Below are 15,631 nucleotides of genomic sequence, written 5' to 3' on the forward strand. Positions count from 1 at the left end.
GCGGCGACGATCGTTCGGCACAGCCGGAAGCTCATCCTGAAACTGGCTCACGACTTTCCATACCGCCATGCGTGGAAGCGAATCGAAGCGCGGCTGGCGACCATGTCAGGTTAGAGATTCCCACAATTTTACATGGAAAACCAAAAGCCCCTTGCGGTGGGGGAGGGGGGAGGAATACCTTTCAACGCTGACGGGGAGTTGTCTGGCTGGGAACTTCCCTGTTATTTACAGGGTGTTATGCGCTAACATCTCGTGATTTTACCGAAACAATGGGCTTTCGAAATTTAGGGTTAATAATTTTATTAACAAATCAGGGGAGTGGATTCTGTTGTCGCAGCAAGCAACCTTGATCGTCGACAAGGACTTCATCATCGGGCAGGTGGACGATCGGCTGTTCGGCTCGTTCATTGAACATCTCGGCCGGGCGGTGTACGGGGGCATTTACGAGCCGGGTCATCCGTCCGCGGACGAACGCGGTTTTCGCCGGGATGTGCTGGAACTGGTGAAAGCGCTGCTCGTGTCGATCGTCCGCTATCCGGGCGGCAACTTCGTCTCCGGCTACGACTGGCGGGACGGCATCGGCCCGAAAGAGCAGCGCAAACGCCGCCTGGAGCTGGCCTGGCGTACCATCGAAACGAACCAGTTCGGGATGAACGAATTCGTTGACTGGTGCCGGGCGGCAGGCGCTCAGGTTATGTGGGCGGTCAACCTCGGCACGCAGGGCATCGACGAGGCGCGCACCGCAGTCGAATACGCCAACCATCCGTCGGGCACGTATTGGAGCGACCTGCGCATCAGCCACGGGTACCGCGAGCCGCACAAGATCAAGATATGGTGTCTCGGCAACGAAATGGACGGACCTTGGCAAATCGGCCACAAAACGGCGGAGGAATACGGGCGTCTTGCCCTGGAAACCGCCAAGGTCATGAAATGGGTCGATCCCGATATCGAGCTGGTGGCGTGCGGCAGTTCCGGCCAGGGCATGCCGACGTTCGCCGAATGGGAAGCGACGGTGCTTGATCATACGTACGAGCATGTGGACTATTTGTCGCTGCATACCTATTACGGCAACCGGGACAACGACACGCCGCTGTTTCTCGCCCGCTCGCTGCAGATGGACGAATTCATCCGCAGCGTCGTCGCCATCTGCGACTACGTCAAGGCCAAAAAGCGCAGCAAAAAGACGATGTATCTGTCATTTGACGAATGGAACGTCTGGTACCACTCCAACGAACAGGATCGCAAGCTGGAACCGTGGCAGATTGCGCCGCCGCAGCTGGAGGATATTTACACCATGGAGGACGCGCTCGTCGTCGGCTGCATGCTGATCAGCCTGCTCAAGCACGCCGACCGGGTGAAAATCGCATGCCTGGCCCAGCTCGTCAATGTCATCGCGCCGATCATGACCGAAAACGGCGGCAAGGCGTGGGCGCAGACGATCTATTACCCGTTCCTTCACGCGTCGCTGTACGGGCGCGGGAAGGCGCTCGTTCCGCTCGTGACATCCCCGAAATACGATACGAAAGAAGTGACGGACGTTCCCTATCTGGAAGCGATCGCGATCCACAACGAAGAAGCCGGGGAAGTGACCGTGTTCGCCGTCAACCGCGACCTGGAGCGGCCGCTGCCGCTGCGCGTCGACCTGCGCAGCTTCGGCGCCTGCCGCGTCATCGAACATCTCGTGCTTGAACACGAGGACCTGAAAGCGGTCAACGACGCGCAAAACCCGAATCGCGTGAAGCCCCACAACCGAGGCAACGCCAAGGCCGACGGCTCCAACGTGGAAGCTGTGCTCGGGAAGGCGTCGTGGAACGTGATCCGGCTGAAAGTCGCGGAAACGGCCTGACCGGTTCGGCAAAAATCCCCTTCCGTTGACGGCGTGAATGCGTAGACGGAAGGGGATATATATTTGGTTCATCCTCTCATCCTTCATGGCCTTCCGAAGCCCCATGCCCGAACGGATACCGCTCGGACAACGTGACCGGCAAACGGCCCCGGGCTTCCGCTTCCCCGACCAGCACTTCGGCCAGTGCTTCCATCATGCAAGGGGTGTTCTCGTAACAGGCCACGTAGGCGTGAACCTCCGGAAATGCAAGCCAATCATACGGATTGCGCAACGCCGTTACCGTCACCTTCACCCCGTCACAGGCCAGCAGACGGTTCACCAGTTCGGTTTGTTCCGCCGCAAAGGTGGCGTTGTACGTCCCGACCACCAAAAAGCCCCGCGGAACTCAATCCGTCCATGATCGCCGCCTCTTCCAGTTCGCCGGGCAGCGACTTCATGAACGCCGCCAGGAGCAGTACGCCGAGCGGCAACGCGCCCGCCGTGTAAGGGAGAAACAGCGCCCAGTGCGTGTTCAGCACGCCAAGCTTCATCACCAGCAAATATTGCGCGATAAACAGCACATTGCCCGGGATGAACATGCCGATGAGCACCGTTTGATGGATCCACTTGCCGAAGCGCGGGAATTTCATCCGGACAAGGCGAACGCCGTGGCGGCGGCCAGCAGGGCGCCGGCGAGCGCGGACGTGAACGACAAATAGACGCTGTTGAAAAAATAGACGCCGATTTTGGCTTTGACCCAGGCCTCCACGTAATTTTCCAGGTGCCACTCTTTCGGCAAACCGAACGGGTTGGTCGCGATGTCCACGTTGCTTCCTTTCAGCAAGGAAAACACGACGAACACGAACGGAAAGAGGACGGCAGCGACATACGCCAGCAGCACCGCATGCGGAACGGCCCGTTTGAGGACCTGGCCCATCAGCATTCGCCCCCTTCCATCCGGCGGCCGAACGCGAGCTGGTAAAGCGACGTCAAAAGGAGCGCGAAGGCGAAAATGATGAGCGCAACCGCCGTCCCGAAGCCGTAGTTCGGATCGACGCCCATCGCTTCATTCACCATGTAGGACACCACGGAAAGGGTAAATAACAACATCAAGATGGCGATTCCCAACCGTTTTTTCGTTGACCTGACCTCCCGCATCGGATCTGTTTTTCTTTGGTTTTCACTTCACAGTTCCGATTATAAAGGGCGGCCGGCGGCAAGCGGAAGATTCACATTTATGCGATCACGGGGTAAATTTCTTGAAAAACGGAAAGCCCGCCTCGTAGCGGGCTTTCCGCAGCCCGTTGGCAAAGCCCCGTTTCGGGGTTTTGCCAACGGGCTGAAGGCCGGTTTCACGAACCGGCCCGCACCCATCCCACATAATGCCGTTCCTGTGCGCCGTCGACGTTGAACGCGACAAACAGCCGGTCACCGGAAGGCGCCCATTCCAGGCAGCTGATGCGCGCGTAATCCGGCGTGACGAAGGCAGGTTCCGCGCCGTTGTCGCGGCTCACCACGATCCGCGTGCCCGGCATCGGATCGTCGATGCTCATGCCGGTTACGCCGAGCAGATAGGCAAGACGGCCGCCGTCCGGCGAAAACCGGAACAGATGCGGCATGATGCGGGCGTAACCTCCCGTGAGCTCGTAATAGGGATTGTTCTTGTCATCTTCCTTCGTATAGCGGGGGCTTTTTTTCGTGTATTCGTCCAGTCCGGCCGGCCACGCCACCCGTTCGATCTCGTTCCCTTTTCCGTCGTACCAGATGAACCAGCCGTTCCGGCTCACCAGGAAGCGCGCCTTGGCCGGATGCACCGCCGTGGAAACGAGCTCATGGATATAGGCCTTCAAAATCTGTTTCTCCGTCTTGTCCCGGAGGTTCACGATCTTTACGCCGGTTACATCGTCGAAACCGTTGTAGGCCACGATGCTGCGGTCCGGCTCCAGCCAGGTGATGTGCCCCCAGAACCCCTGCTCGAACGGGAGAATCTCCTGTTTTCCCGTCCGGATGTCATAATAGGCCAGCGCATGTTTCGGTCCGGCTCCGTCGCCCAGATTCTCGCCCGTGTCGTGCAGGTAGTAGAAGCCGCTGCCGTCGCTGCGCCAGATCGGGCTCCAGTCGCCGTTGCCCTTCGTCCATTGGACCTTCTCGCCGGTTCGGGCGGACACGCCCCAGATGCCGGGCGTGTCCCGGTCCCAGGTCGCCGTCCATTCTCCGGTCGGGCTGACGGATTCATAACCGGTCCGGTCAGGGATTTCGCCCAGGGCGGTGACGGTTCGGGCTTCCATGTCCACCCGGTATTCAAACCACCGGCCCGACGCCCTTTCCCTCGCCGTCACCAGCACTTCCCGGTCGCTCAGGGCTTTCAGCGCCTCAACCAATTGATCCTTGGGTAGCGCCACATATTCTTCGATGGGAGAGCCGGGAAGTGCGGCTGCCACGTCGGGTTCTTCCGCGGAATTTTCCGGCTCGGCCGTCTGACCGCCCGCTTGGGAAGCCGGGGACGTTGGCGACGGCGACGGTGCCGAAGACGAGGCGGACGGAGTGCCCGCCGGCTCCGTCTGTTGTCCCTGCGGCGACGGGGTTCCCCCCGTGCCGGGAGGATTCGGTTCTCCTCTCGAGCAAGCTGACAACATGACAGCAAAAAAAACGCCCAGTACCGCCAGGCGCTTCATGTAACGCATGATGGAAACCCCTTCCTCTCCAGCCAACATATTATGCACATACCTTTACATTTAACTTTCGAAGCATTTCAAAAGTGTTCATATATCGAACCCCCATGGCTTTGCAAGCGTTCGGAATTTTTATTTTTTTGGGTGAATGATTGGGTTGCTCATGAGTTACAACAATATAGTTATATGCTTTTGCAAAAGCAACCAGCCAACTGTCCGCCTCATCGGCAAATTGATGTTTTGCAACGTCTTCATAATGAGGATTTCCAAATGACCAGAACATTAATTGGCCATAGGAATCCAATACCTCTTCAGTATCTGTTGACAAAAACCAATGATCAAATTCGGATAATGCCCACTTTTTCAACGGATCATCGTTTTTTTGCAATTCATCTTTCACTCGATCAATGCTAGCGATAAGTCCCCTTCGTGCCAGCTCAACAAGCACACGCCAAAAACATGGGACTATGTCAAATGCATAATATAGCCTGTGAGCGTTAATAAAAACATTGGCATCCAGTACAAAACGGATAGTTTTGGTGGATTGGACGGGTTGGACGGACTGGGCCATAACTACACCTCAAAACCAAGATATTTCCCATACTTCACAAAGGCGTCCCCGCTCAGTCCTGTAAGTCTGTATGCCTCCGTATAAAGCAGACGTCCTTCCTTTACGCTTGCAAATACAGCCTCCGCGAAACGCCGACCAACGCGGAAGTTCTGATTGCGATAGAAATTGCCTCGGCCATCATCATCCCGGGACTTTTCATATTCGTTTTCCATCCAATCGCGGTAAAAATCGAAAAATTCATCCTTGGTGATGAGTTGCAAATCCAGCGCCCTGCGAGCCGCTACTATGCTGCTCACTTTGAAATGTCTGGCCAAATGATTGAACCGATCGTTAACATATTGCACATGACGCCATGTAACTCTCATTTCATCTTCCGGAACAAGAAACTCCGCAGCCGTTTGATTGCAAACCTGTTCAATCTGCTGGGCGGAAGGCTGCAACCCGGAAAGATCGAAAGCCGCGCTTTCTCCGTACCAGATGTGGGCAAGTTCATGCGCTACCGTAAACATTTGGGCAGCCTTTCCGTCAGCACCATTGATGAAAATGAGAGGCGCATATTCATCCACCAGCACAAAACCCCGAAACTCATTCACGTCCAGCTTTCGGTGCGTGTTGTTCCCGACAATGCCGTTTCTGACGACCAGGATGCCGATCTCCTCAATTTTGCCCAGCAAATATTGCAAGGCTTCCGTCCAGCTTCTACAGACGGACGCCCAACCGTTTCCCAACCCCAGGGTATTCCTCATGTTTTGAGCTACTTCACGGGGATGGGACGACAGTTTCCAGGAACCGACAAAAGGAAGTGGTTCATGCCCCAAATCCATCAAATATTCCCGCATCCAGGCCTGCCGCCGCTGCATCATGTAGATGGTTTCCAGCAAGTTGACGCTTGGTTTGGCAGCTTGCGCATCACCGACAGTTCTGTAATGGGGAATGGGAAGCTTGATCTCCGGCGGTTTGGGCAGAAAGAAATATCCCAGAGGCGTGGAAGTGGCTTTCGCGAATTGTTCCAGCTGTTTCAGCGTCGGCCGGGTTTCATTTTTCAGCCATTTCGTGACCATGGGAAATCTTTTTTCGATCCATTCGCCAGCATCCGCGCGTTGGATCGCCCATCGGATCAACTCCGGATTTACGGCCACCCTTGCCACTTCTCCACCGCCTTTCTGTACTTCAATTTAGTTTATCGGAAACTTCTCAGGATTTTACAATTTCCAGCAATTTTTCATAGCTATCCACAACGTCATACTTGAGCCGGGCGGTATTGAGCCTGGCGAAATGCTTCCGGGCGCATTCGATTTTCGCCTTTTCCACTTCCCTCAGTTCCAGGGATTCCATGGAACCTTTCGTTTCAGCGATGAAGTAAATGTACTTTACGTCGCCTTCCCGGAACACGATCGCCCAGTCCGGATTGTACTTGCCCAGCGGCGTCGGAATGTAAAATCCTCTTGGAAGCTTGGCGTAGACCAGAACCTCCTCGCTGGCGTCCAGTTCCTGTGCAAATTCACGCTCCACCTTGGAATCCGTCACGACGATATCGTACACGTGTTTTTGCACCTGAATGGCATTTTCACCCAATTTTCCCGACAGCGTGTTTTGCGTAAAAATCGCCGCGTCAAAACGATCATTGAGGATATCGTACGTAATGGACTCGATGATCATCGCGGCCTTTTGTTCGTTGATCAGCCTGGCGGCGCGAAGCATGAATTCTTCCGGGTTTTTGCGAAACTGCAGGAACGTGCTTTCCTTGATCCCCGTCAAAATGGCCACAATCGTCTTTCGCGTCAGCTTCGTCTCGTCCATGAGCTTGCCGATCAAATCGTATTTCACACGGAATTCCGGCTGCCCTTCGACAAACTCTGTCCTGCTTTCCCGCGTCTCAAAAGCTTCCCCTGCCTGAAGTTGTTCCCTGGACTGAATGCGCTTGAGCTCGCCGTGACGAACGGTAAAGCGGATCCCGGGCACCTGGAGCTGGGTATCCAAAGCCCGGATGCATTTTCGCACAAGTTCGTCGGAGTCGAATTTGACGGTGTACACCGATTTTCGGTTGATGTGGTTCCAAAGTGTTTGGAACTCTTTCCTGTAATAATTCTGATTGACCCCACTGGAAACATTGTTGCGTGCGTTCTCCGCGAGAGCCGTTTTGCCCTCCACGTAGACGGTATTGAGCAGTTCCACCAGCGGCGCCTGAAACCCTTTCAACTCTTCGGGAAGATTGAGGCTGCGGTTTCCCACCGCCTCGAAATAGGCGTTCGTCAACTGATAGTCTTCATCCAGATACCCGTTTCTGATGAAAGCATGCATCAGTCTTCCGGCCAAAACATCATCCAGCTTCAGCTTTTCGCCGCGATCGTTGGAGAGCACCTTGTCCAGGAAGAACGCTTGATCCACCCTGCGCGGACGGTCGGACAGGGTCTTCGCGATCTCGCTTTGTAACTGCCTTGCAAACTCCTCATAGGATTCGCTGGCGATGACGGTCAGCACATTGATCTTGTGAACATCATCTCCGAGGACGCTGTCGTCCATCCGTTCCCCTTCCTGGTTCACGCACAACCGGAGGCCGCGTCCGACTTCCTGCCGCTTCTTGATGGTCGAATCACTGTGCTTGAGCGTGCAAATTTGAAACACATTGGGATTGTCCCAGCCTTCCTTGAGTGCCGAATGGGAGAAAATGAACCGCGTCGGCTCCGAGAAACTGAGCAGCCTTTCCTTATCGCGCATGATCAGATCATACGCGTCCACGTCGTCAGAATCGCCTTCCCGTCCCGACACCTTGGGATCGACCAGACGGTTGCTTTTCTTGTCGATCGAAAAATACCCCTTGTGGGTGTCCTGAACCCGAATCCCGTTCAGGTACTTGATATAAGGATCATCGGAAAACAGGGAAAGCTGTTCGTTGAGGAGAGCCGTATACTCCTCTTCGAAAATGTCCGCGTAGATCCCGTTCCTTGGGGTGCCATCCTCGCCGTATTGGCGATATTTCGCCACCTCGTCGATGAAAAACAGTGACAGCACCTTGATTCCTTTGTGAAAAAGTTCCCTTTCCTTCTCGAAGTGCGATTTGATCGTTTCTCGAATCTGGATGCGCCGGAAATGCAGTTCCCCCGCGTCGCCCTGCAAGTCGCCGGCGTAAAGCGTGACGCCGTTGGCAAAACTGATACTGTTGTTGCGCCCGTTGATTTCGGAGACCTTGTATCCCCGGTATTGCTCCAGTTCCCCGGACAGTTGGTACAGGTCGTCGTTGTGTTTGACCCGAAACGTTTTGCGGACGATCCCGGAATTGGTTTTCACTTCAAACTCGAGAATGGCAACGGGAGGGTGTTTCGAGCTGATTTCAATCCTTTCAAGATACAGATAACTGTTCGTCCCGCTCGTGACCTTGGCGGAAATCCCCTTGACGGTGATCTTTTTGACGAGTTTCTTGTTGTAGGCGTCCAGCGCGTCGAGACGGTATACCTTGTTGAACTCTTCTTTGTGCGTGGCCGAATACCGCAGCACAAAAAGCGGATTGAATTCCTTGAGGGCTTCCTTTGTCTCTTTGCCCTCAACGGACTGCGGTTCGTCGATGATCAGGATGGGGTTGGTGCTGGCCAGCACTTCCAAAGGCACGCGGCTGTTGAAATCGTCCAGTTCCATCCGGATTCTTCTGGCGTCCTTCCCCCTTGCGTTAAACGCCTGCATGTTGATGATCATGACGTTGATGCCCGCATCCCGGGCAAACGTTTCGATTTGATGCAACTGCTTGGAGTTGTAGACAAAATAGCGGGCCTTGCAACCGTATTCGGCCATGAAATGGTCTTCCGTGATCTGGAAGGTTTTCAGCACGCCTTCCCGGACGGCGATGGACGGCACCACGACGATGTATTTGCTCCAGCCGTACTTTTTGTACAGCTCGAACATGGTGCGGATGTAGGTATACGTCTTGCCGGTGCCCGTCTCCATCTCCACGGTCAGGTTGCAGCGGACTTTGGGCGTCACGGCAAGGCGGTCGGACACTTTCAGGCCGTTGCGACGCTGCACCTTCCGGATGTTCTCCAGAAGTTCCTCATCCGTAAGCATGATGGGCTTGTTGCGGAACCCGACGGTCACAAGTTCCGGATTTTGCGCTTCTTCCATGGTGATCTGTTCGGGTTTCTGCCGGATGCCGCGGTCCAGGGTAAACCTGGACATTTCGTTCACCTGGCCCTCGAAACAATCCACCACGCTCTTGACGGCGTCCAGCTGGAATTGCTGATGTTTGAACTTGAGCTTCATTCTCTTTCTTCCACCTCACAGCACCCGGACATCTGTAATGGGCGAAAGCATCTTGAACAGTTCTTCCACGTTGATGCGCGCCGAATCGTCCGCGAAGGAACTGTCGCGGAAGACCGCCCTCAGCGGCTGAACTTTGGCAATCTCCCGAATGACGGATTCCGGCACTTCGTCGTCAAAACAGGCCACCAAGGCGTTGCCGTCGACGTAATGAACCGTCTTTCCTTCGATTTGTTTCGTCTCCATCGGCAACGAAAGCTCAAGCCCAAGCTCCAGCATGACCTGGATGAGCAAATCTTCGCTGGTACGGTCTTCCTTGATGTTGGAGGTCAAAGAAAGAAGGTCTTTTTGGTTCAACCTGTCGGGTGAATAGTAAACATCCTTCATGTTTGAGGAATCCACACGAAATACCCGGAAACCATAGTCTATATCTGCTCCAGTTTCCTCCTTAATTTTTTTTGCAGCTCGACGGATCCTTTCTTTGCCGATTTCGCAAATGTTTTTGTAACCGGCTTTATAAGCTTCGGAATTCTCAGCTGTTTTTTCTGGATACTGCACCATGATGAAACTACGTTTTCCTCCATCCTCAGCATTCAATTTTAATACTGCATGAGCAGTGGTAGCAGAACCAGAGAAGAAATCCATAATTATTGCATTTTTATCATGACTAGTTGAAATTTTTATAATATATTTTATTAACTCGACCGGTTTTGGAAATCCAAATACTTTCGCTTTAAATAATTCATTTATTTCCTTGGTTCCATCTTGTGTCATTCCTACTTCTTTGGGTAAATGTGTACTAACAACAACATAACCAAAAAAGTCACCGGCTTTTTTCATATCATCTTCTTTAAAATATCGAAGCATTGGTTTTTTAATTTTTAAAAAATCATAGTCACCCGGGAATACTATCCTGTTTTCTTCATAGTATTTTTGAAAAGTATCTTTCGTTATCGCCCAAGTTCTATTCGGATCGGCTGGATATTCCTCCCCAGTTTTTGGATTTACAATAGTAAAGAAACTGTTAGGACGTTCACTGGCACTTGTTTGTTTTGTTAAGTCATGGATTCTCCAAGGTCTATTGGGTAAATCCGGCGTTTCATAATACTTCCGCTCCTTACCTTCAATCGAAGCGATAAAGGAACTACTTTTTGCATAACATATAATCCATTCGTAATCTTGCGATACTCCAAAAGGCACATCAGACTTTGAAGTTCTTTTCCTCCATGGAAACTGAGCTACATAATTTTCTCTTCCAAATATTTCATCACATATTTTTTTAAGATTATCTACTTCGTTATCATCTATGCTCACAAACAAAGCTCCATCTTCCCTTAATAATTGCCTCGCAATTTTGATCCTAGGATACATCATTGTTAACCAGTTACTATGAAATCTTCCATTTGAAACAGTATTAGAAATTAATTGATTCCCATTATCATCGATTTGACCGGATGCATTAAGATAATCTTTTTCAGATTGCCTGTAGTTATCCAAATATATATAATCATTTCCTGTATTGTATGGCGGATCTATATAGATAAGCTTCACTTTATTCAAATACGACTCTTGCAAGAGTTTCAATACTTCCAAATTGTCACCCTCTATGTAAATGTTCTTTGTATTATCCCAATCCACGCTGTCCTCTTTGACGGGACGTAAAGTCTTGTAGATCGGTGTATTTGCATTGAGAATAGCTTGTTTCTTCCCCGGCCAAGTCAATTGATACCGTTCTTTTTCTCCTTCAACAAGCACGTCGGAAAGCTCCTGTTTGAGCAGGTCAAAATCGACTGCCCGTTTTACATTTCCCTGTTCATCGCGCACTTCGGTGATCACATTTGGAAAAAGTTCGGCGATTTTATCGATATTGGACTGAGTGAGATCCACCGATTTCATCATCAGTTTTTTCATAACTCTATTCCTCCAATCCTTCATCGAGAAGTTCTTGCAATTCCTTCTTCTTGCGCTGAAGTTCCCGGTTAAGCTCGACCTTGATGTGGAATTGTTTTTCCTTAATGATTTTGGATTCCAGTCGCTCGTATTCTTTTTTCAGCCTGTCAATCCGGGCCTGACGTTCCAGGGCGGCAGCCAAATCCGTTTCCGGCCGTGTCTTGTGAGGAAGTAGTTGGCGGATCATGTTTTCGTATACCGCCTTTAAATCGACTGCTTGAAGGAAATTCAACTGAATCCTGTCCGCCGGCTGCCAGTCCGTCTCGTAATAGGCATGGACAACAGCGCGGTTTTCATCCGTCCGGTTGCGTTCCTTGTGGGCGATGGCCAGTTTGGCCTGATCCCCGTAAAGCAGGACATGCAAGATCGGGTAGGGAATCGCCCTGTCGATGCTGCGCAGCAAATCATGGGAGCAAGAGGGCTCCTTCAGATGGATTTCAAAAATCTGAATTTCTTCCACATCTCCGCCCGGTGCCAGATGGATCGTTTCCCTGGACAGCTTGTGTTTCCAGACTATCGTATCGATCTGACGGGTGAACAGTTCCCTCAGTTGATGATCCGCCTGGAGCTTTTCGTAAAATTTGGTTTTCGGAATCCGGCGGTTGACCAACGTGCTTGCGGGCAGCCCGAACATCAGGCGTTCACCCGCCGGATGACGATGAAGGCGATGAGTTCAAAATCCTCTATCCCCTTGACGGCATTAAGCAACGCGGTCGTTCCGCCCGCCGAGAACAAGCTGTCCAGATCGCTTTCCTCTTTCACGTGGATGATGGAGCGAATGGCTTCCTGGAGCAAACCGGAGTACATGTCCATCTTCCTGCCATCTTTCGTCGCCCGGTTGAAGTCCCGGCACGCTTCCATCACCGGACTTGATTGTCCCCTGCAAAGCGCCCGGAGAAGATCCAGGGTCTTTTTGACTTCCAGATGATTGATCAGTACTTCACCCTCTTCGCTGATGTAAACCAGATAAAACGGGTGAAGGCGGTTTTGCCGGTCTGCATTCAATTCTTCATTCACATTTCGAAGGACAAAAACGACCCCGGGCTTGGCGCCTTTTTCTTCATCCGCCGGAACTACGGCGTGCAATCCGTTTGGTACCTTGTCAAGATCGCCGTGTTCCTTGACGTAGTTCACCAAATCCATGCGGAAATCGTTCAAGCCCAGATCGGTTATGGAAACCCCGGTGTTCATTTCTTCCAGATCGACGACTTCCTTCATCAGACGCTCCAACTGTTGCTTCCGGTACTCCAAATCGCTGGTTTGCTGGAACAGGACGTTGTCGTCGCCGGTGGCCGTCATATCCATGATGACCATCCGGTTTTCGACCCGCTCTTTGAGCTGGATGTACTCGTCCAGCGTCATGTTCGGCCAGAAGTTTACAAGCTGGATCTCTTTGTTCCTGGAACCGATCCGGTCAATCCGGCCAAAGCGCTGGATAATCCGGACGGGGTTCCAGTGGATATCGTAGTTGACCAGAAAATCGCAATCCTGCAGGTTCTGCCCCTCCGAAATGCAGTCCGAGGCGATGAGCAGGTCGATTTCCCCCTGTACGTGGGGCATGGTCAGGTGTTTCTCCTTGGACCGCGGCGAAAAACAGGTCAGCAGCGTATGGATATCGTTGCGAAGCCCCGCGGTGTTTTTGTTTTCATCGCTGCCGACAATCTTCGCTGTGTGAATCCCGTATTTCTCCAGCATGTATTGGGCCAGCTGATCGTACAGGTACCCCACGGTGTCCGTAAAAGCGCTGAAAATGATGATTTTTCGGTTTCCCGGATTGATGGGCTGCCGGATTTTCTGATCAATGACCTCCTTGAGGTCCCTCAGCTTTTTGTCGTGCTCCGGCGTGATTTTCCGCATTTCCTCCAGCAGGCCGGACAGGATTCTCCGGTCATCCGTCAAATCCTCTTTCCAGCGGATGAGATCCATGTCAGCCAGATTGATGCGGATCGTATCCCCGATGCTGAACTCGTCGTCCAGCCAGTCGTCATCGTCCAAATTGGCACCTTCAATCTCCGTGAACCCCACCGTGGCGGCTTCTCCGTTTCGTTCGAAGGCTTCGATTTGATGCAGGGTTTGGTCCAATCTGGCAATGATTTTGGACAGGGTGATGCGAAACGACTCCACCGAGCTTTCCAGCCGCTTGAGCAGATTGATCCGCATCAGGATCTGCAGATTGCCCTCGCGGTCGAGCTGCTTGAAGACGCCGCTTCCGCCCCGCACACTGGTATCATACAGCTCCTCGTAGAAGCGAATGCGGCTTGGCAAAATGTACTTGAAAGGCGCGTAAATGCCGAGATTGATCCTGGAAAGTTCCGCAAAGATTTCCCTGAACCCGATCACATCCGGGTGATCGGTCAGATCCCAGAAGATCGATTTCGGCGGAAGTCTCTTGGGAAACTCGCCAATCTCCTCTGCCTTGTAGTACTTCTGGATATGCTTGCGAGAACGGGCGATCGTCAGGCTGTCCAACAGCTCGAAGAAGTCAAAATCCAGCATTTGCAGAAGCCTTTCCGTCGTCCGCTCGCGGGCGTCCAGTTTGGACCACTGGTTGAAGGCAGCCTGGGCCCGCCTGAAAATGTCGTTGATGCCCCGTTGCGTCCCCAGCTTGCTGTCGATTTCCTCCGGATTTCCTTCATACGCCAAGGCCAGCTGGTTGCGAAGGTCCATGAACCGGTTGTTCACAGGCGTGGCAGAAAGCATGAGCACCTTCGTTTTGACGCCGCTTTTAATGACCTTGCGCATCAGCTTCTGATAGCGGGTTTCCTTGTCCTTCTTCGGTTCGTTATTGCGGAAGTTATGAGATTCGTCAATGACGAGCAGGTCGTAATTCCCCCAGTTCAGCCGGTCCAGGGGAATGTCGTTTGACCTTCCGCTTTCGCGGGACACGTCTGTGTGATACAGCACGTCATAGCGGAAACGGTCGGCGTACAGGATGTTGTTGGTCACGTTCTGCTTGTACGTCAGCCAGTTGTCGCCCAGTTTCTTGGGGCACAGCACCAGGACGTTTTTGTTGCGCAGCTCGTAGTATTTGATGACGCCCAGCGCAGTGAATGTCTTGCCGAGACCGACGCTGTCCGCCAAAATGCAGCCGTTGTATTTTTCCAGCTTGTTGATGGCGCCGATCACGGCGTCTTTCTGGAACTGGTAGAGGCGTTTCCAGATTTCCGTATTCTTGAATCCCGTGGCCTCATTGGGAATGATGTCCTCGGTGAGGTCCGAAAGGAATTCGCTGAAGATGTTGTAAAGGATGACAAAATAAATAAACTCGGGCGAGTTCTCCTGATATACGGTGGTGATGTGGTCCAGCACCTGTTGGGTGACGTCTTCCAGTTTGTCTTTGTCATTCCACAACTGGTTGAACAAATTCAGGTATTCTTGCGTAAACGGCGCTTCTGTAATTTTGTGCACAATCTTTGAAAGGGCATTTCCCCGTTCATAACCGAGATCGACGGTGGTAAAACCGTCGATGGGCGCGTAAGAGACCGATTCTCTGCCGTTTTGAATATGGATCATGCCCTGCATCGAACCGTTCGTCCGGTTCGATTTGAACGTCACTTTCCGGCGGATCCAATCGCCGCATTCCCTGGCAATGGCTTTGAGCGTCAGCTCGTTTTTCATCCGGATTTCAAATTCGGAACCGTACAGGCTTCTTTCCCGATTCAATCTCGGAATGTAAAATTCCCGTTTCTCCTTCTTGATTTGATCCGTGATAAACGTGGGCGACGTGAAAACGAAACGGACTTCCTCCACCCCATTCAGTTCTTCCATCAGCGCTTCATAGGCGTAAATGGAAAAGCAGGAAGCGGCGATCGAGACTTTGCTTCCCTTGCGGAGTTCTGTTTTGAGGTTGTCTCCAAGCAAATGGTCGACATTGTTGATGAGTTCCATGGTTTGCCCCTGGTTCATTCAGAAACCGCATTATGGTTGGCTTCTTCTTAATTCGACATTTTTCAAGCTTTCTCCTTGTCGGATTTCTTAAGTTTTATTTTTTAAGATTTTTTATCCTGAATTTCGAAAGTAAAACTCTTTTAAAAACATAAAAAGGGCTCCTGTTCTTTGGTAGAATGGTGTTTGACGAAAAAAACCCAGCCAAAGAAAGGAGCACCTTTAAGGTGAAGTCTACCACACCCGTCAGCAAAATCAAGACAGAATTTTCCCTGCGACATGCGACCAGTTTCGGAGGCGCCAAAATCTTTCTGGAATACCTCGAGAAAATCAAGCTCGCCAAGGCGCTGCAGGGGCTATCGTTTGCGAAGGCAAACAACTCGTTGTTTCCCCTCCACCGCATCCTGCTGTATCTCATTGTCGGCTGGGTGCTCGGCTGCCAGCGGCTCTTTCATTTTCGCAAGTTGCAATATGATCCGC

Annotated in this window: 12 protein-coding genes and 1 pseudogene; 2 read left to right on the forward strand and 11 right to left on the reverse strand. The window is 52.1% G+C overall.

From position 1 onward, the window contains the following. The first annotated feature begins 328 nt into the window (after window positions 1–328). On the forward strand, window positions 329–1,846 hold the full coding sequence (locus BAA01_12360; GenBank protein OUM87326.1) for an alpha-N-arabinofuranosidase: 1,518 nt from the start codon (window positions 329–331) through the stop codon (window positions 1,844–1,846). Window positions 1,847–1,922: 76 nt separating this feature from the next. Here the strand turns inward: BAA01_12360 and BAA01_12365 are convergent, their stop codons facing one another. From BAA01_12365 to BAA01_12415, 11 genes are all read right to left on the reverse strand, one after another. After that, a complete protein-coding gene (locus tag BAA01_12365) occupies window positions 1,923–2,117 on the reverse strand; it encodes a hypothetical protein (protein ID OUM87327.1) in 195 nt (64 codons plus the stop codon). 25 nt (window positions 2,118–2,142) lie between these two features. Continuing rightward, complete coding sequence (locus BAA01_12370) at window positions 2,143–2,475, reverse strand: hypothetical protein (GenBank protein OUM87328.1); 333 nt, start codon at window positions 2,473–2,475, stop codon at window positions 2,143–2,145. Beyond that, on the reverse strand, window positions 2,472–2,762 hold the full coding sequence (locus BAA01_12375) for a hypothetical protein (protein OUM87329.1): 291 nt from the start codon (window positions 2,760–2,762) through the stop codon (window positions 2,472–2,474). Before BAA01_12375 ends, BAA01_12370 begins: the two co-directional genes overlap by 4 nt. Next, the gene (locus BAA01_12380; protein ID OUM87330.1) at window positions 2,762–2,983 is read right to left on the reverse strand and encodes a hypothetical protein; all 222 of its coding nucleotides are present in this window, start codon (window positions 2,981–2,983) and stop codon (window positions 2,762–2,764) included. The genes BAA01_12375 and BAA01_12380 overlap by 1 nt, the downstream gene beginning before the upstream one ends. A gap of 194 nt (window positions 2,984–3,177) precedes the next feature. Next, window positions 3,178–4,539 carry a hypothetical protein gene (locus BAA01_12385; GenBank protein OUM87331.1) on the reverse strand — a complete coding sequence of 454 codons (1,362 nt, stop codon included), beginning with the start codon at window positions 4,537–4,539 and terminating at the stop codon, window positions 3,178–3,180. Between the two features lies 1 nt (window position 4,540). Then, complete coding sequence (locus BAA01_12390) at window positions 4,541–5,068, reverse strand: twitching motility protein PilT (protein ID OUM87332.1); 528 nt, start codon at window positions 5,066–5,068, stop codon at window positions 4,541–4,543. A gap of 2 nt (window positions 5,069–5,070) precedes the next feature. Beyond that, window positions 5,071–6,216 (reverse strand): DNA-binding protein, encoded by a 1,146-nt coding sequence (locus tag BAA01_12395; protein OUM87333.1) that lies wholly within the window; start codon window positions 6,214–6,216, stop codon window positions 5,071–5,073. A gap of 46 nt (window positions 6,217–6,262) precedes the next feature. Further along, window positions 6,263–9,319, reverse strand: coding sequence for a restriction endonuclease subunit R (locus tag BAA01_12400; protein ID OUM87334.1), 3,057 nt, complete (start codon window positions 9,317–9,319; stop codon window positions 6,263–6,265). 15 nt (window positions 9,320–9,334) lie between these two features. Beyond that, on the reverse strand, window positions 9,335–11,227 hold the full coding sequence (locus tag BAA01_12405; GenBank protein ID OUM87335.1) for a DNA methylase: 1,893 nt from the start codon (window positions 11,225–11,227) through the stop codon (window positions 9,335–9,337). 4 nt (window positions 11,228–11,231) lie between these two features. Next, the gene (locus tag BAA01_12410) at window positions 11,232–11,900 is read right to left on the reverse strand and encodes a hypothetical protein (protein OUM87336.1); all 669 of its coding nucleotides are present in this window, start codon (window positions 11,898–11,900) and stop codon (window positions 11,232–11,234) included. Then, a complete protein-coding gene (locus BAA01_12415; protein ID OUM87337.1) occupies window positions 11,900–15,154 on the reverse strand; it encodes a helicase in 3,255 nt (1,084 codons plus the stop codon). Before BAA01_12415 ends, BAA01_12410 begins: the two co-directional genes overlap by 1 nt. A gap of 224 nt (window positions 15,155–15,378) precedes the next feature. On the opposite strand from BAA01_12415, the pseudogene BAA01_12420 reads away from it, so the two are divergent. Further along, window positions 15,379–15,631: pseudogene (locus BAA01_12420) on the forward strand (transposase).

Source organism: Bacillus thermozeamaize (genome assembly GCA_002159075.1).
GTDB classification, from domain to species: domain Bacteria; phylum Bacillota; class Bacilli; order ZCTH02-B2; family ZCTH02-B2; genus Bacillus_BB; species Bacillus_BB thermozeamaize.